Genomic DNA, 18,403 nt, shown 5'->3' with positions numbered 1-18,403 from the left:
GCTTCATATTGAATGTGTACTTCATTTTGAGCCGGGTTGGGATAGAGCAACAAGTCTCTTTTTTGAGTATTCGAGCTTGTGTCGGGTGTGTTGTTGGCTCCATGTTGGCTTTTTGCATTTTCACAACGTTCGATGTCGATTGGAAAGTTATATATACAAGGAAATGATTGTTCCCCGTCACTATATGAGCCCAGCAACTGCCAGGTGGAAGTTCCTCCCGTATGTCCGCTTAACGGAATAATTGTAACATAATAATTGTCGGTACCCGGAGTTATGGTGAGCGTTGACGGCACACTAATTAGCTGTTGGTTGCTGTTGGTTAGCGTTGCGGTAAAGTCTGTCCCCCAGTTACTTGTAATGCCAAGTTCCACGGTGTACCAGCATAAGCCGTTTTCGTGGGCCACTTCATCGTAGGTAATCGAATTTATCGTTATGTCCTCAATTGGACAATTTTCACAATTAGGCTCTACTTGCATCGTCATTGGTTCACTTTCCATCGTACATAAGCCGCTGTTGAGACCTAACGTATAGGTCCCTGAATCATTTAATGTGTAGCTATTAGGAATCCCACCTGTTCCGGAATCATCCGAAGACTCATTCCAATTCCAGCTCCAACTTTCCATTGGTGCATTTGGTCCTAATGTCTGATTCCAATGTGTACAGCAATTTATCAAATCTTACAAATTTTTTCAAAAGAACTATTCCCTTCCTCATCACTTACTTTAATTAAGTAGTAACCTGCCGCCAATGCATCCAGCGAGAGTTGGTTAGTACCGGACTCAAGTGAACCTTTTTTCAAAAGGAGTCCATTGAGGTTATACAGTTCATACGTACTCTTGTTTTTTAGTTCAACAGTTAGTAATCCTTTTGTAGGGTTGGGGTAGAGGCTTATTTGTTTTGGAGCAGCAATTTCCGGCGTATCCAAAACACAAATCGATGAAATTTGCACGGGAACATTAGAACCTACTGTTGTGCCATTGCCAAACTCACCATGAGTATTAAACCCCCATACCCAAACAGTGCCATCGGTTTTGGTAGCAACTCTAAAATTAAATTGATTTGTATCTATAGTTACCCAATCAGTATCAGTACCAATTTGTGTGGGAATTAATAAATTTGAGGTGGAGCCATGACCTAACTGACCGCTGTTATTATATCCCCAAGACCAAAGTGTACCATCTGATTTTATGCCATAAGAGGTATGTGTTCCTGCAGATATATATATCCAAGTATCGGTACTTATTTGAATTGGATTAAAGCTGGAGTTTGTGGCATTGTTACCTAATTGGCCATTATGTCCGGAGCCCCAAGACCAAAGATTTCCATTTGTTTTAAGAGCAAGTATGTGTGAAGCACCAGCCGATAATTTACTCCAATCGCTAGCTGTATTTAACTGAGTGGGAGTTGACAAACTTGAAACAGCAGATGATCCTAAAAGCATCCCCGAATTGGCTCCCCATCCCCATACTGTACCGTTTGCTTTTATTGCAAAAGAGGTATTGGTCGAAGTTGTTTCAACATCCACCCAATCATTTGCTGAACCAATTTGAACGGGATTGAGTTGATTGGCTACGGTACCCCCAATTACTTGGAAGAAATCGTTTTGCCCCCATCCCCAAATCGTACCATCTGTCTTCAGAGCAATAGTAAAAAATCTTGCGGCTGCTATTTTAGACCAATTGGAGGAAGTACCTATTTGTAAAAAAATATTGGAATTAATAGCTGTGCTTCCAATTCCTAAACCTCCGTACAAGTTGTCGCCAGATCCCCATAAAGTGCCATTGTTTTTGATAGCAAATGTATTAGCTACACCACTTAACACTATTTCCCAATCATTAGCAGTTCCCAACTGGATTGGTGTAGGTTCATTATATGAAGTATTACCCAATTGACCGTACTCTGCATAGCCCCAACCCCACAGCGTTCCGTTAGGCTTTATTGTTGTTACATGATTTCCTCCCACTGAAAGTTCGCCAAAGCATTGACTGTAAACTTGTGAAGTAATTATTAATAAAAGTAAGAGTATTTTTTTTTGCATGATGTTTATTTTTCCTCCCCCCAACCCCCTCCAAAGGAGGGGGAGACGAGACGGAGATTCGTTGTGTTTTAGTATTTGGATAAATTAAAATTTTAATTATTCTTTGATGACTTTTTCAACTCCACTATTCCCATTTTCATCATACACTTTAATATAGTAGCAACCGCTTGCTAAGGCATTTAAATCAATTGCATTGGCACCCGTTTCTAAAGCCCCTTTTTTCAAAAGCATACCGTTTAAAGCATATAATTCATACGTGCCGGTATTTTGTACTTCGATGGTTACAAGGTCTTTGGTAGGGTTGGGGTAGAGCGTTATTTTTTTTGGAGCAGCAATTTCAGGAGTATCAAGGACGCAAATAGATGAAATGAGCACCGGAACAGATGAGGATGTGGTTGTACCATTACCAAACTCTCCAAAGTAATTATCACCCCATGCCCAAACGGAGCCATCGGTTTTAGTGGCGACTGTGAAGTCATAATTTTTAGTATCAATAGTAACCCAATCGTTATCCGTCCCAATTTGTGTTGGAACTAATAAATTAGTGGTGGTTCCTTGTCCCAATTGTCCACTATTGTTTCTACCCCAAGACCATAATGTTCCATTAGATTTTATTCCGAATGATGTTTGACTGCCCGCGGCAATATAAATCCAAGTATCAGTGCCTATCTGTATTGGGTTAAAGCTTGAATTTGTCGCATTATTCCCCAATTGACCATATGTTCCATTACCCCAAGTCCATAAAGTTCCATTAGTTTTTAAAGCCAGTATATGAGAAGAACCCCCTGCTGCTAATTTACTCCAGTCAGTCGCGGTATTTAACTGGGTAGGCGTTGAAAAGCTAGAAACAGCAGATGAACCAAGTAGCATTCCGGAATTAGCTCCCCAAGCCCATAGCGTTCCATTTGATTTTATGGCAAAAGCGGTTCTATCGGATGTTGTTTCTATTTCTACCCAATCAGTTGATGATCCTATTTGCGATGGAGTTAGTTGATTGTTGATGGTACCATTGGCTATTTGAAAATAATCATTTTGACCCCATGCCCAAATCGTACCATCAGTTTTTAATCCAACAGTAAAAAAATTAGCGGCTGCTATTTTAGTCCAATTGGTAGCTGTTCCTATTTGTTGGAAGGAAGTAAATAGGATGGCTGAAGATCCTACGCCTAGACAACCATATTCGTTATTACCGGTACCCCATAAAGTACCATTGTTTTTGATTACAAATGTATTCGCTACTCCGCTTACCACTGTTTCCCAATCCGTTGCTGTACCTAATTGAATGGGTATTGGTTCGTTCCAAGAGGTATTGCCTAATTGTCCGTATTCTGCATAGCCCCAACCCCATAAGGTGCCGTTAGGTTTAATGGTTGTTACATGTGCTCCACCTACTGAGAGGTTTCCGAAGCATTGGGAGAAAGCTTGGGAAGTAATTAGTAATAAAAGTAAGAGTATTTTTTTTTGCATATCGTTTAGTATTACTGTTAAAAAGTAGATTTTGGTGTGACTAAATATAGTAATTTTTTTAAAAACCCAAAACCCTTCTCTTTTTGAGAAGGGTGTTTTGAGTTTTAAAATTTTTATTCAATTACTAACTTTTGTTGCCAAATCTTACCATCGGTTTGTTTAATTACAACCAAATAAATACCTGCAGGATAGACTCCCGTGGTTACATTCCATTCACCGGAAACAGTAGATGTACTATGTTCCGCTAATGCTCGACCTGTTAAATCATACAAAGTGATGGTAGCGGTTGTGCTTAGATTGTATTGCACTGCAACTGATTCTTTGGCCGGATTGGGGAATAAGTTTACTTGGTGTTCCAACCCTTCACCCACTTCTGTTTCCGCTAAAGCTGTTTTAGAAAATTCGTTGTTTTCTTCACACTCATAAGTCGTTAAACTAAAGTCGAGCTGACATAGGGTATACCCATTTTCACCTCCCGGTAAATTACCTTGCAACAACCAATCAGTGGTACCACCTATAATTGGACCTGTAGGTATGATGGTGAAGGTATAGAGTGTACTATTGGGATCGATTGTAAATGATGCGGGTGTAATGATCGCATTGTTGGAAGTGTTTGAAATTGTTGCTTGGTAAGGTGTCCCAGCAACATTTAAAATCTCCAACTCAACAGTGTTTGAACAATAAGGCGTATTGTTTACACTGATACTCTTCAAGAAAGGCTTAGAGGTTGGGCATCCATCACAAGAAACCGTTTGATACTGCAACGGTTCTGAAGTTACTGTGCAACCCCCATTGGCAATACTCATGGTATACGAACCCGGATTGTTAAAGAAAAAATCTTCGGGAACAGAATCGTTTCCTGCATTTTGAATTTGATTATCAAATTCCCAACTCCATTCGCCAAAAGTTACACTAGGTCCAATCAGCTGATTTAAATCTGTATCACAATCCGCAAAACAGCCTTTTGGGAACACCCATAAATAATTTTCAGGGTTTTTGGGAACATCTATTTGAGCAGAGGTACTGCAATTACCCAATACAGCTGTGACACGATAGGCACCCCCTTCAAGCACAGTAATCGTACTAGAGTTTCCTGTTTGAGTGACGCCATTACTCCAATGATAAGTAACAGGATTTCCATTGGAAGCAGTGGCTGTCAGGGTCACTTGATACGGGTTACAAGAAACACTCGTTGCTATATCAATATAATTAACCAACTCGGTAATTATAAATTGATGGGTAACAATTCTGGAACACCCATCTAAAATGGCTTCTAATTGTACCGTATTTACTTGTCCACCGTACAAAAGGGGATAAATAAAAAGAGGGTTCGAATTGTCTTGGTTATCAGTAGAAAGTACACCGTTAAGGGTCCAATTTAAAGTGGTTGCATTGCTTACTGCTTGAAGCGAAATGCCATTTTCGGATTCACAAAATGAAGTAGGCCCTACTATTTTTGCAGTGGGTGGAATTTTGAATAGTGGACTGATTCTTGAAGGTGTGTGGTATTCACAATTATTCTCACTAAATACTTTTACCCAGTAATTACCGGGAAGGGATACATCTATATGGTTGTTTGGTGTTTGTGCTGAGATTGCTTGGTCATTGTTCATCCAAATAAATGAAGTTGCCTCACAGTTATCGTTACCGGGTTGGTATTTTAATCGTATGTATTGGTTTTGGCACACTTCCGCCGGACTTGGGTCAGATATGATGTCCCCATCAAAGCAAGGTTCAGGAATGTCGACTTCATAATCTAACATAAGCGTACAGCCCAACGGACTTTTGATGACTACTTTTACGAGATAAGGACCTGGATTGTTGAACACACGGCTTGGAGATTCATTTGTATTGTTTACATCACTTTCAAATGTCCAAAAATAGGTAGAACCGGGAGGGGGTAAAAAATTAAATTTAAATCCTACTGCTGTATCATGACAAGTAGCAGGTGGATCTAAGTAAATCTCAATATTCGGATTTAACCCTTGTAAGTTAACCGTCATTGTTTTTATACAGGTAGGATACAGCACACCGTCATAGTAGCCATTGATGCTTAGTTCAAAGGTATAGTTTCCGGGAGCCAAACCATTTAGTTCTAAGTTAGAAATAGGCTGTAAACCGGATGGGTAATTGGATGTTAAGGAATACATCAATTGAACCGTTGTATTGGTTACTTCCGAGTAAATCACACTGTTGTCAAAAAATGTTACATCAAATGTGTTATTTGAGTTGCAGACAGTGCTATAGGAGAAATCAGGTTTGTAGGGAATGACTACTTGTTCTACGACAGAATAATAATAGATGCTACCACCACCTGGACATAAATATCCCACTTTGTAAATAATGTGGTACTTACCTGGTTCGCCAGTTAATACATTTCCGTTTACTGTATAGTTTCCACTTCCAGTGCCAAAAACATTCCATGTTTCACTGTAAGGAGTTCCGGTATAAGTGCCTTGAAAAGTAATTGTATTACAACTTGATAAATAGGAAGTGTTGGTAACTGTTTCAATAACTTCACAAGAACCCACACCTGGACATACTTCGACTATATTAATAATATTAGACGGAGCTTCACATAAATTATTACGAATAGCTATAAAATGATAGGCACCATAACTTAAACCTATGGATTCATCAATTACTAAACTACTCCCTGTTGCCTCTGAAATGGGATTCCCATTGTAGTACCATTGTACTGAAATGATATCTAATGGATTAGAAGCTACTTGCAATGTTGCATTGATGTTTCCAGTACCACAGAAAGCATTTCCAAAGGAACTACTTAAGGAAGCAATAGCCGGAGGATTGGGTAGTACATCAACACTTGCCGTAGCGATATTAGTTGCTCCGCAGCCGTTGGCATTGACAATGTAGGCAGTTATTGTTGGCGTAATAATGCCCGTGGTATTGTTAATGAACGATTTGGTATACGTTACATCATCGATTATATCAGCCCCACCAAAATTCCAAACCACCACGGAGCCAGGTGCCAAGGTTAAACCATTTAAACCTTTCACTTCAAAATGAACTTCATAATTAGAACCTCCGCAAATAGAGGTAACCGACTGGACAATTTCAATTTGAGGTACCGGAACGATTGTGATTGTTTTGAAGAATTGAGGAGCAGGGTTTAGTGTGCATTTGTTGATGGTTAGCACCAGATCTACTGTTTGTGTAGTAGTGATATGATTCCATAAAACTGAAACAGTTTGCGTTCCTTGCCCACTGATGATGCTACCTAAATCGGGGTTGCTTAGTGACCATGTGTAGGCATCGCCATCGGAGTGTAAATTACCCGACCCGGGGTCGATTACTTTATAAATGGCTGAGCTATTTGCACAAACGGTATAAGAATTGTTTGCGGGATTATCATTTACAATTGCTGCTTTGACTATTTTTTTGTTTACCGCAATAGATTTTGCCGTTGATTGACAAACAATTGGAGAGACCGATTCTGCCATTGCCGATACAGTAGCAGGAAAGGGCCCTTGGAATGTAATGTTTACAGAAGTTCCTGTATTGGAACCCACAATGGTTCCTCCAGAAGAAACACTCCAAACATAATTGTAATTGGGATTTGGGTTTGAAATAGTATAGGCAATTGGGCTGTTCGGACAAATAGAAGCTTCCCCAAAAATTGCTAACGGTGCGGGTGGTGTAGCTGTTACACTAATTGCTTTTTGAACTTGGCAAAAACCATTCGCACTAGCAATTAAAATGTAATCACCGGCAATAGGAAAATTATAGGTAAAATATTGATTTGTTACAGTTGTTTCCGTAGTCCCATTACTCCTTTTTAGGATCCAACTTGCTATTACGTTTTGAGATGTTGAAAATGAGGAAGAGCTATTTTGACAAACGGCATTATTACCTACAATTGCTAAAGGTTCGGAGACGGTAATTTGAAATTCAGCTTGACCTCCACATTTTAATAAGGTGTTCATGTAGGTGACACGTAAGGTTAATGTCCCTGATACTAAAGGTTTGACTACAATTTCATTCCGTTGGTCGGTCGTAAATACGTCTGCTAAATCTTCATTTTCGTTGCCGATAATTTCCCATTGGAAGTCAGTGGTAGGCCATTGCGGTAAGGAAAACACACCTTGTTTTCCAAGGCACAAAGAAGTAGGGCCTTGAATTGTTCCATTCGTTTGTATGACGGGAATTTTAATGGTTGTAGGTTCCGGGCATTCCACATCGCAATATTGCGGATTAAATGTTACATATCCAAAGCCATATTGGTCTACATGATTCCAAAGCACCTCTACATTACCATCACTTTGAGAAAGAATTTGTCCACCTTCAACCGACCAGTCAAAATTGTTTTGGCAAATTTGTGCCCCATCAAAAGGTAACGAATAAATTTGAGATTGATTTTCGCAAATTACACCCGGACATGTGATATCAAAACCTCTATTACCAACATTAATATTCATTTGGAATATTGAAGAACAATTACAATCATTAGTAACTTTTAAAACAACATGAAAAGTATCGCTGTACGAATAGGTGTGAGAAGGCTCAAATTCTGCTGAGGTTGTGCCATCCCCAAAATCCCAATGATACGTCATGTTAGGTGCAGAAAAATTGTTAAAATACACTACTTGATCAATACAAGAATTGATATCTTGTAGATTACTATAAGAAACAACTTCAAAATAGACCTCAGGTATAACTACTTTTTCAATACAAATACTTTTAGTAATGATTGAATTACCATTCGTTATTATGAATGATAAATTAGCTAAGCCAATTGCACTCCATTGTATTGTACGAGAATTAGCTGTTTGTCCGATAATTGAACCACCGCTTACATTCCATATAGTTGTTGAACCTGTGGGTAAATTGTTAATAGTATATGTAACAACGCTGTATTCACATACTCTGATACATTCCGTATCTTCGATGTCTTCAATATCCCATTTGTTTATCCGGATATTTTCTTGACATCCTACTTCTTTGTCCCAAGAGAGTGAAATGCCTGATTGTGCATTGCTGTTTTGGACAGTTATCCAAAACAAAACGGATAGCATGATTTTCCATACGAAGCCGTTTAATGAGTACTTGTTTTTCATATTCAGTAGTTTTTAGTTCTAAATACTTCAGTAGGTTTTTGGTTAGTTGAAGTATTTTTTGCTAAACTAAGGCTTGTGTTTTGAATAATTTTACGGTTTTTTTGGCTTTTTTTTACGGTTTTGGGAGGAGAGGGTGAGTTTAAAGGTTTAAGAGTTTAAAGGTTTAAAAGTTTAAGAGTTTAAAGGTTTAAGAGTTTAATGTCTTGTCCTAAAAAAGAGTACTGTTTTTAATGAATGTAGGTAATCATTAGTTGTGTTCCTGAAGGAGAAGTTGATTCAATTTTGTAGTGGGCACCAATGAGTTGGATTCGTTCTTTTAAGTGAACCATTCCGATGCCTTTAGAGGTGGGGTTTTCAGTTATACCAATACCATTATCACTAATGATTAGCGTAAGGTTTTTTTCTGATTCAACAGTCAGCGTTACAGAACACAGCGTAGCTTGTGCGTGTTTGTGGACATTTGCAATCCATTCTTGAAGAATGCGGTATATGTGTATTTTTGAAATATTTGAAATGGCATTCCATTTTTCAGGATCGTCACATTCGTACTTAAAAAGTGTAAGACCTATATTGTTGTTGTCTTTGGTGAATTCTTCCACTAAATTAGTAAATTGAGCTTTTTCAAAACCGTTTGTAATTTTTAAGGAATGGGATAGTTCTCTGATTTCATTTTCAATTTCATGCAAATGATTAATGTACCTTTTTTTCTTTTCTACCGCTGATTCTTCGTGGTTAGTAATTATGGCTCCCAACCCCATACGAACGGCATAGACCCTATTCATTATGTTGTCATGCAGTTCTTTTGCTATTTCAGCTTTTTGAAATTCTTTTGCTTGTGTTATTTTTTCTTGTTGCTTATTTAAAAGTTCAAATAATTCATCGTTGGCCAGTTTTTGTTCTTTTAAATGTGCTAGTTCCTTATTTTTTTTATTGATGTATCCTTTAATAAAGAAACCTATAAAAATACAGCCCAGCCCCACAAGAAAATAGAGGAGATGTAGATTTTGTTTTGACAACAATCTATTGTCATTTTCCAATTGTGCTGTTTCGTATTCAATTCGTGCAAATTGGTTTTTAGTTTTACGCTGTTGTTTGGTGATGCTATCTGTAAGGGAAAGGTATTCATTATTGTAGTGTTTTTTATCGGGGGCATATACCGTTAGCTTTCTGAGTGCTTTTAATCTTTCGTCATTACTTTTTACTACTACTGCTTTTGTGTATGCTTTTTTTAAATAGGAAACTACACGTGTTGTGTCTTTTTTAAGTTCGTAATAGTCAGCCACGTAGAAATCATTATACAATTTTAAAGTTTGATTGTTTAAGCTATCAGCCATCTTCATGGCTGTTAGTAATAAAGGATATGCTTTTTCCAAATCACCGCTTTTCATGTATGCATTCGCTAAATTGCCAGTAATTACTGTATATTCATACGGCCAATTGTTTTTTATGTTTATTGTAGTTAAAGGAAGTAGTTTATTAATGGAAAGGTTGTATTCACCCTTGATTTCGTGAAGATTACAGAGATTGACGGTTGAGGTTATGGTGCAATACGTTATTTGATCATCAGTGTAACCATTTTTTTTCAATACTTGAATTTCATCTAATGCCTTTTTGTGGTATTCAAATGCTTCCTTGTAATCTTCTAATTTTTCAAGACAATTTGCAAGCAATGTCAAACAATTGTATTTGAGGTCGTGTTTTTTTGAAGATTGTAATAAATGTAAGGCCTTTGAAACTTCTACTTCACATTCAGAGTAATTGCCGCTATAAAATAACATATAAGCTTTGTTAAATTTCATACCGGCGGTATTGTCATCATCATTCAAATTTTCATAAATTTTCTCTGCTTTCAGATAATAATAATAAGCACTATCTCTTTGGTTTAATTCAAATGTATCACCCAAGTAATAAAATGCTTTGGCCATTACTACAGAATCATTTACTGCTTTTGACAGGTTAAGAACTTTTTTACTTAAGTTATACGATGAATTGTAATCATCTAAATAGTAGTAGGAAACAGCAATTTTTAAATAGTCATTCCTTGTGATAGAATCATTAGGAAAAGAGCTTATTTTTAAACTTAAAGAATCTAAATGTTTTTTTTGTTGACTTGTATTTAGTGCTACATAAACAGAATCATTGAATAAACTTTTAGTAGAAAAAAATTTTAGATTTGTAGGCTTTTCTGAACATGAAAAGAACAGTATTAGCGTGATCAAGCTAAGCAAAATAAAAGAGGGGCGATCTTTCATAATTTTTAAAAAGTATAAATATAAAAAAAAACCACACTTTAAATGTGGTTTTTTAGAGAAAATGGCTTCTTAAATTTTAGTTTTAGGGTTTATAGGATTTCCTTCCTCATCAAATTCAGGGTCATCGTTAAATTCATCCAAGATTTGATTGTTACCGTCAGTAATTTCAGTTTGTACTTTTAATTCCATACCCTCTTCCTCAGCAGAACAAGATACGAGTGTTAGAAAAAATGCTACACAAGCGATTGCTACCAGATTGTTTTTCATAATTCAATGATTTTAAGTTTATATTGTAGTGCAAACTAGTACCATTGACTAAAATGATTTTACGGAAAAACCGTAAAAAATTGATTATATTTGTTGGAATTTGAATTAAATTGTTATGAAATTAACTGATATACTTATAGTTGATGATCACCCAATGACTGTAGATAGTTATGTTAGCTTATTACAATTAGATGCAACATTTGAAAATTGTACTTTTACTAAAGCCTATAGTTGTGGTGAAGCTTTTCAAAAGATTAAATTTATAAAAGCATCCAATAAAAGGATACAGTTTGCCATTTTAGATATTAATTTACCTCCTTTTGAGGATACTCATATTTTTAATGGAATTGACTTGGCTAGGTTTATAAGGAAAGAATTTCCGATGTGTAAGTTGTTATTTTTAACAATGCGAACCGAACCTGTTTTGGTTGATCAAGTTATAAAAATGGTAAAACCCGAAGGTTTTATTTCTAAAAATGATATTAATTACGAAACATTTTCACTTTTTTGCAATGAAATTATGAAAGGATTCTTTGTTAAAAGCAATGCTATTCAACATGCAATGGGGACACTTTTAAAGGAAAATATTCATTGGGATTCACATGACAGTCAAATTGTACTTTTATTGTCTGAGGGTGTAAAAACAATTGAATTGCAAGAGTATATTCCCTTATCTATGAGTGCCATAGAAAAACGAAAAGCATCGATTAAATTACAATTATTGAAAGGGAAAGGGAGTGATAAAGAATTAGTGAGCACTGCCAAATCTTTGGGCTTGATTTAGAGTTTAAGAATTTGGCTCCAACCCTACATGGCTTGTCTTTAATCTTCTTTAAAGTTATTGCAGTACAAGTCACAATGTGAACTTAAAATAAAAACATACAAAATTAAAAACAGCATCAAAAACGTTTTGATGCTGTTTAAATGTACTATATTTTGGCTATTAAGCTGTGTCGTTTATTGAGGACTAATTATTTCTGTATTGTCTGAGTTCTGTCAGGTCCTACAGAAACCACTTTGATTGGCACTTCCAATTCTTTTTCAATGAAAGCCACATAATCTTTAAATTCTTCCGGCAATGCCTCATAAGAAGTTAAACCCGTTAAGTCAGCTTTCCAGCCTTTTTTCTCCACAAACACAGGCGTTACATTTTCCGGCTCAATGTTATAAGGGAAGTGGTTGATGATTTCACCTTTATAGGCATAAGCAGTACAAACTTTTAACGTTTCAAAACCGGATAGTACATCGCCTTTCATCATGTATAATTGGGTGACACCATTCACTTGAACAGCATACTTTAAAGCTACTAAATCCAACCACCCGCAACGGCGAGCTCTTCCGGTAACGGAACCAAATTCATTACCAACGCGAGCCATTGTTGCTCCGTCTTCATCAAACAGTTCCGTAGGAAACGGTCCGCTACCCACACGAGTAGTATAGGCTTTGAAAATCCCGAATACTTCTTTCACTTTGTTGGGAGCAATTCCTAAACCGGTGCAAGCTCCGGCTGCGGTAGTGTTTGAAGAAGTAACAAAAGGATAGGTTCCAAAATCAATATCCAATAACGAACCTTGGGCTCCTTCTGCTAAAATGGATTTTCCTTCTTTTAGAGCTTGATTTAAAAAAGCTTCACTATCAATAAATTTCAACGTTTTTAAAACTTCTATGGAAGCAAAAAACTCATCTTCCATTTCTTTTAAGTCATATTGTAGATTTACATCGTAGAAAGCAATCATGGCTTCGTGTTTGTCGGCCAAGGCTCTATAACGTTCTTTAAAATCAGCCAATTCAAGATCGCCGATTCGGATTCCGTTTCTTCCGGTTTTGTCCATATACGTTGGACCAATTCCTTTTAGAGTAGAACCGATTTTTGCTTTGCCTTTGGCTGCTTCCGAAGCGGCATCAAGCAATCGATGGGTAGGTAAAATTAAATGGGCTTTTCTGGAAAGAAATAATTTTGAACTGATGTTTAAATTGAATTTTTCCAATCCTTCCAATTCTTTTTGAAAAACAACCGGGTCTATCACTACACCATTTCCAATAATGTTGATGGCATTTTTATGAAAAATTCCGGATGGAATGGTGCGTAATACATGTTTAATCCCATCAAATTCCAGGGTGTGTCCTGCATTTGGACCTCCTTGAAAACGAGCAATTATATCATAATTTGAAGTAAGAACGTCGACAATTTTTCCTTTACCTTCGTCGCCCCATTGTAGTCCTAACAGTAAATCTACGGTCATCTTTTTGTTGTTTGTTGTTTAGTTATAGTTAGTATAAATATTTTATTCAGTAGTTGCTTTTTTATTTCCATACAGATAAAGGGAATGGTGGTGTATTTCAATTCCAAAAATCTCTTCAATCGTTTTTTTGATTTGCTGAATTCTTGGGTCACAAAACTCAATCACTTCTCCCGTATCAGTCATTATAATATGATCGTGTTGTTTGTCAAAATACGATTTTTCATAGTGGGCTTGATTTTGACCAAATTGATGCCTTCTGACCAATCCACATTCCAGCAAAAGTTCTATGGTGTTATAAAGCGTAGCTCTACTGACACGATAGTTCTTATTTTTCATTTTGATATACAAAGATTCGATGTCAAAATGTTCGGTACTATCATAGATTTCCTGAAGAATTGCATAGCGTTCGGGTGTTTTACGATGGCCTTTTTCTTCAAGGTATTTCGTAAATACATTTTTTACTATATCCTGGTTGTTTTTTGTGTTGTCCATAGAAGAATTCTATCAATTGCGGCAAAGATAAGGATATTTTTAGGATTAGAATTTATTGCGATTTACTATTTTTTATACGATCAAAAAACCTAGCAAAATTGCTGTTTTAGCAAATTATTTTGTGTCCTTTTTTAGTTTCTTGTGTGAATTCGAGTTACTTTATCAATACCGTCAATTTTCTTGATATTTTCAATCAAACGTTTTAAAATGGTATTGTTTTGAACCACAACCGTTACTTGTCCGTTAAAAATTCCGGCGTCACCACTCAAGGAAATACTTTGAATGTTTACATGCATTTGGTTTGAAATAACTTTTGTCAATTCGTTGGTTAATCCCAACGTATCCATACCGGTAATGTTCAAGACGGCTTTAAATTCTTCCTGAGAGGAATCAATCCATTTGGCAGTGATAATGCGATAGGCATAATTGGACTGTAGACTGATGGCGTTTGGACAATCTTTGTGGTGTACTTTTATGCCGTCATTAATGGTTAAAAATCCAAAAACATCATCGCCGGGAATAGGGTTACAACAAGAGGATAATTTATAATCTAATTTGTCTTGCTCTGAACCAAAAACCAGCATGTCAAAGTTTTTGCTGATTTCATTTTTTTGAATTTGTTCTGAGGCAACAGAGGGAGAACGTTTAATCTTTTTGAAGAAATTGATTAATGTGTTTCCTTTTTGAGCCGCAAAATCTTTTAGTTGTTGGTTGTCAATGGTGCCAATTCCTACGCGATAAAATAAATCCAAACTGGTTTTTAAATGGAAATAATTGACCAATTCGTTGACTGTAGTTTCGTTAAGTGTCACTTTTAAATGACGCAACTTTCTGGTTAGTAGTTCCTTTCCGTCTTCGGCAATTTTTTTGGTATCCTCGTTTAAAACGTTTTTAATTTTGTTTTTGGCTCTTGAAGTTGTTACATAATCCAACCAGTGCGAATTTGGTTTTTGATTGGCAGAAGTTATTACTTCTACCTGATCGCCACTATTTAGCACATGATTTAAGGGGACTAACTTTCCATTTACTCGTGTGCCTCGGGTTCTGACTCCAATTTCGGAGTGAATGCTAAAGGCAAAATCTAAGGAGGTAGCTCCTTTGGGTAAACTTTTGATTTCTCCTTTGGGTGTAAAAACATAAATCTCTTTTGAATAGAGGTTCAATTTGAAATCTTCCACAAAATCGACCGCATTAGAAGCGGAATTTTCCAGAGCTTCTTTCAATAAATTCAACCAAGTATCAAGACTGTTTTCTTCACTCAGGCCTTGTTTGTATTTATAATGGGCAGCATACCCTTTTTCAGCAATTTCATCCATTCGCTCACTTCGCACTTGAATTTCCACCCAGCGTCCTTTTGGTCCCATCACCGTGATGTGAAGGGCTTCATAACCGGTTGATTTTGGAGATGAAATCCAATCACGCAATCTACTCGGACTCGGACGGTAATGATCGGTTACAATGGAATAAATTTTCCAAGCCAAGAACTTCTCATCGTGTTGGTTGGATTTATAAACAATTCGCAGAGCAAATTTGTCATACACTTCATCAAATGAAACACCTTGTGCCAGCATTTTTCTTCGGATAGAATAGATGGATTTTGATCTGCCTTTTAGTGTATATTCTATGCCTTCTTCATCCAAAGATTTTTTTAGTACATCAGAAATTGAAGCAATGTATGCTTCTTGTTCTTGTCGGCTTTCTTTTAATTTGCTGAGAATATCATGATACACCTCGGGTTCCGTATACTTTAAACCCAGATCTTCCAATTGCGATTTGATGTTATAAAGCCCCAATCGATGGGCAAGAGGAGCATAAATATATAAGGTTTCGGATGCAATTTTGGCTTGCTTATAATCCACCATAGCTTCCATGGTTTGCATGTTGTGCAAGCGATCGGCCAACTTGATAAGAATTACGCGAACATCATCATTTAAGGTAAGCAGCATTTTTCTGAAATTCTCTGCTTGCATGGAGATTTCCTGATCGGTTTTAACTTTAGCAATTTTTGTTAAACCATCAACCAATTGAGCGATTTTAGGATTGAACATTTTTTCAATATCCCTAACAGTAATGGCTGTATCTTCAACCACATCATGCATTAAAGCGGCTGCAATGGCTGTGGCACCAAGACCTATCTCTGAAGCAACAATTTTTGCAACAGCAATTGGGTGAAAAATATACGCCTCTCCTGATTTGCGTCGTTGGTCTTTGTGGGCGTCAACAGCTACATCAAATGCTTTTCTGATAATCTTTTTATCTTCAGCAGTTAATGTTTGATAACTAATGCGTAGTAACTCTTTATATTCCTTGGCAATAGCCTTATTTTCTTGTTCTATATCAATCTCTGTCATAGCAATCTCTATCTGTTACTAAAAGTAGGACAAAGTTTTTAATTGTGCAAATGTAAAATGGAACGATTTTACTACATTACTTTAATAAACCTAGGCGTAAAATTTTTAAAAAAATCAGAAACCTCGTTGTCTTTTTGCTTCAAACAATAAAATAGCGGCTGCAACCGAAACATTCATAGAGTCAATCTCACCTTGCATGGGTATCACAATATTTTGTTTGCTTTGCGTTCGCCAAGGTTCCGTTAAGCCTATAGCCTCTGTACCCACAACAAGTGCCGTTGGCGTGGTATAATTTTCTAAATGATAGCTGTTTGAATTTTGTAATGTTGCCGAATAAATAGCAATTTTATTCGATTTCAGATACGCAATAATTTCTTCCGTAGTACCCACAGCTATTTGATTGGTAAACAAGCATCCCACACTGGAGCGAATGATATTCGGATTGTATAAATCACTTTTTGGATTGGCAATAATCACAGCATCACTATTTGCTGCATCGGCTGTGCGAAGTAAAGCTCCTAAATTACCCGGTTTTTCAATGCCTTCAGCTACCAGAATTAATGGATTTTCAGAAAGTTTTAAATCAGCTAATTGATGATTTTTTGATTTTGCCACTGCTAAAATACCTTCGGTAGTATCGCGATAGGCTAATTTTTGATATACTTCTTTCGATAGTTCAATGCAGTCAATACCTGAGTAGGATTCTAATGTTTTTTTTGAAATCAATTCCGGTAAAAACAGTAGAGTTTCCAATTCATAACCGCCTTTTAGTGCCAATTCAATTTCTCGTTTGCCTTCCATTAAAAACGTGCCGGTTTGTTTGCGGGTTTTTGATTTTTCCTGCAATTGGACTAAGAATTTTATCAAAGGATTTTGAGAAGAAGTTATTTGTTTCAATGTCTTCCGATTTTATTTCTTTTGTTGTTCAAATTTACCTTTGTAACGCTCATACAATTCATCCTGACGGCTGTCTAAACTGATCATCCGGCCATCAATAAAAGCATGCGTCACTTTATTGGTTTTCATGTCTAAAGCATCACCTTCTGATATAAACAGTGTGGCACTTTTATTGTGTTCTAGAGTTCCGTAATTTTCTGAAATTCCCAGTATTTCTGCTGCGTTTGAAGTAATTAATTGTAACGCCTCTTCTTTGGTTAAACCCCAAGCCGCACAAGTTCCTGCATAAAAAGGCAAGTTTCTGGTTTGCATGCGTTCCATGTCCCCTTGGTTTTGAAGTGCAGTTAAAACCCCTTTTTTAACCAATAAAGAAGCATTTTTATAAGGCAAATTAACATCTTCATCTTCCAGTAGCGGCAAATCATGAACGCGTTTTAATAAAACGCTTACTTGATTTTGTTTTAAATCATCTGCCACTTTAAAAGCATAATACCCACCCACAATCACCATTTTAGCGATTTTGTTTTTTTGTTTAAATAAAAGAGCATCGCGTATTTCTTTTTCGCCATCAGCATGTACATACAATTTTTTTGTTCCGGCTTGCAAACCGTTCATCGCTTCCAGTGAAATGTCTTTGTTTTTTCTATCGCCACTCAAATAATTGGAGGAAAGCGAAAAGAAGTCTTGAATCGCTTTTATTTGATTTTCATACTCTTTATTGGCTTCAATGCCTCCCGGTTCTGCCCACCATCCGGTTCTGACATAGCTTCGTGGCCAGTTTAAATGAATCCCTTCGTCGGCTTTAATAACAGCATCTTCCCAATTCCAGGCGTCCAATTGCACCACGGAAGAAGTTCCGGAAATTCGTCCGCCACGAGGTGTGATTTGAGCTAACAAAACGCCATTCGGACGTGTGGTTTCCGTAATTAATGATTCTGCATTATATGCAATGATACTTCGAATGTGCGGATTCATTTCGCCCATTTCTCTAACATCATCACTGGCTCTTACCGCATCAATTTCTACCAATCCTAAAGTTGAATTAGGAGCAATAAAACCCGGATAAATATGGTGATTTTCATCGACTGTAATTACAACATCATGTTTGGCCGGTTTGGCTAACCTGCCATCAACAACATATTGAATTTTTCCGTCAATGATGGAAATCATGCTGTGTTCTTGAGTGGTTCCATTACCAATATGAGCCGTACCGCCGATAATTAAAATGGATTGGTTTTGTTTTGCAGCCGGAGTTTGTTGTCCCCAACTAAGTGAAACCAATACTAACGAGATATATAGTGTGTATTTTTTCATGAGT

General features: G+C 36.8%; 12 protein-coding genes. 1 reads left to right on the top strand and 11 read right to left on the bottom strand.

Translation table 11 applies throughout. The features are described 5' to 3' along the window. From B3L86_RS04875 to B3L86_RS04850, 6 genes are all read right to left on the bottom strand, one after another. A partial coding sequence (locus B3L86_RS04875) for a hypothetical protein (protein ID WP_291115691.1) occupies positions 1–674 on the bottom strand: 674 nt, incomplete at its 3' end. Beyond that, positions 671–2,038, bottom strand: a complete 1,368-nt coding sequence (locus tag B3L86_RS04870) for a T9SS type A sorting domain-containing protein (RefSeq protein WP_291115688.1) — start codon at positions 2,036–2,038, stop codon at positions 671–673. The genes B3L86_RS04870 and B3L86_RS04875, both read right to left, overlap by 4 nt. Positions 2,039–2,134: 96 nt before the next feature. After that, positions 2,135–3,505: a T9SS type A sorting domain-containing protein gene (locus B3L86_RS04865; RefSeq protein ID WP_291115685.1), complete on the bottom strand. Its 1,371-nt coding sequence runs from the start codon at positions 3,503–3,505 to the stop codon at positions 2,135–2,137. A 113-nt stretch (positions 3,506–3,618) separates the two neighbouring features. Next, positions 3,619–8,583 (bottom strand): PKD domain-containing protein, encoded by a 4,965-nt coding sequence (locus tag B3L86_RS04860; RefSeq protein WP_291115683.1) that lies wholly within the window; start codon positions 8,581–8,583, stop codon positions 3,619–3,621. A gap of 227 nt (positions 8,584–8,810) precedes the next feature. Then, entirely contained in the window at positions 8,811–10,835 is a 2,025-nt protein-coding gene (locus B3L86_RS04855) for a tetratricopeptide repeat protein (RefSeq protein WP_291115681.1), read from the bottom strand. Between the two features lie 69 nt (positions 10,836–10,904). Then, a complete protein-coding gene (locus B3L86_RS04850) occupies positions 10,905–11,102 on the bottom strand; it encodes a hypothetical protein (protein ID WP_291115678.1) in 198 nt (65 codons plus the stop codon). A 115-nt stretch (positions 11,103–11,217) separates the two neighbouring features. Here B3L86_RS04850 and B3L86_RS04845 point away from each other — a divergent pair, with 115 nt between their 5' ends. Continuing rightward, complete coding sequence (locus tag B3L86_RS04845; protein ID WP_291115674.1) at positions 11,218–11,886, top strand: response regulator; 669 nt, start codon at positions 11,218–11,220, stop codon at positions 11,884–11,886. 187 nt (positions 11,887–12,073) lie between these two features. Here the strand turns inward: B3L86_RS04845 and B3L86_RS04840 are convergent, their stop codons facing one another. From B3L86_RS04840 to B3L86_RS04820, 5 genes are all read right to left on the bottom strand, one after another. Next, positions 12,074–13,345 (bottom strand): adenylosuccinate synthase, encoded by a 1,272-nt coding sequence (locus B3L86_RS04840; RefSeq protein WP_291115671.1) that lies wholly within the window; start codon positions 13,343–13,345, stop codon positions 12,074–12,076. A gap of 42 nt (positions 13,346–13,387) precedes the next feature. Beyond that, a complete protein-coding gene (locus tag B3L86_RS04835) occupies positions 13,388–13,837 on the bottom strand; it encodes a Fur family transcriptional regulator (protein WP_291115668.1) in 450 nt (149 codons plus the stop codon). A gap of 131 nt (positions 13,838–13,968) precedes the next feature. Then, positions 13,969–16,188, bottom strand: a complete 2,220-nt coding sequence (locus B3L86_RS04830) for a RelA/SpoT family protein (protein ID WP_291115665.1) — start codon at positions 16,186–16,188, stop codon at positions 13,969–13,971. A 114-nt stretch (positions 16,189–16,302) separates the two neighbouring features. Next, positions 16,303–17,085, bottom strand: a complete 783-nt coding sequence (locus B3L86_RS04825) for a TrmH family RNA methyltransferase (RefSeq protein WP_291115662.1) — start codon at positions 17,083–17,085, stop codon at positions 16,303–16,305. A gap of 12 nt (positions 17,086–17,097) precedes the next feature. Further along, positions 17,098–18,399 carry an amidohydrolase family protein gene (locus tag B3L86_RS04820; protein WP_291115660.1) on the bottom strand — a complete coding sequence of 434 codons (1,302 nt, stop codon included), beginning with the start codon at positions 18,397–18,399 and terminating at the stop codon, positions 17,098–17,100. Between the last annotated feature and the right edge of the window lie 4 nt (positions 18,400–18,403).

Origin of the sequence: Flavobacterium sp. UBA6135 (genome assembly GCF_002428305.1) — a bacterium.
Lineage (GTDB): Bacteria > Bacteroidota > Bacteroidia > Flavobacteriales > Flavobacteriaceae > Flavobacterium.
This window is presented reverse-complemented; position numbering and strand designations above follow the sequence as displayed.

Excerpts from the sequence above, each read along its gene's own strand:
- B3L86_RS04845 (WP_291115674.1), top strand. The coding sequence starts at position 11,218 with ATGAAATTAACTGATATACTTATAGTTGATGATCACCCAATGACTGTA.
- B3L86_RS04850 (WP_291115678.1), bottom strand. The coding sequence starts at position 11,102 with ATGAAAAACAATCTGGTAGCAATCGCTTGTGTAGCATTTTTTCTAACA.
- B3L86_RS04870 (WP_291115688.1), bottom strand. The coding sequence starts at position 2,038 with ATGCAAAAAAAAATACTCTTACTTTTATTAATAATTACTTCACAAGTT.
- B3L86_RS04830 (WP_291115665.1), bottom strand. The coding sequence starts at position 16,188 with ATGACAGAGATTGATATAGAACAAGAAAATAAGGCTATTGCCAAGGAA.
- B3L86_RS04865 (WP_291115685.1), bottom strand. The coding sequence starts at position 3,505 with ATGCAAAAAAAAATACTCTTACTTTTATTACTAATTACTTCCCAAGCT.
- B3L86_RS04820 (WP_291115660.1), bottom strand. The coding sequence starts at position 18,399 with ATGAAAAAATACACACTATATATCTCGTTAGTATTGGTTTCACTTAGT.
- B3L86_RS04835 (WP_291115668.1), bottom strand. The coding sequence starts at position 13,837 with ATGGACAACACAAAAAACAACCAGGATATAGTAAAAAATGTATTTACG.
- B3L86_RS04860 (WP_291115683.1), bottom strand. The coding sequence starts at position 8,583 with ATGAAAAACAAGTACTCATTAAACGGCTTCGTATGGAAAATCATGCTA.
- B3L86_RS04855 (WP_291115681.1), bottom strand. The coding sequence starts at position 10,835 with ATGAAAGATCGCCCCTCTTTTATTTTGCTTAGCTTGATCACGCTAATA.
- B3L86_RS04840 (WP_291115671.1), bottom strand. The coding sequence starts at position 13,345 with ATGACCGTAGATTTACTGTTAGGACTACAATGGGGCGACGAAGGTAAA.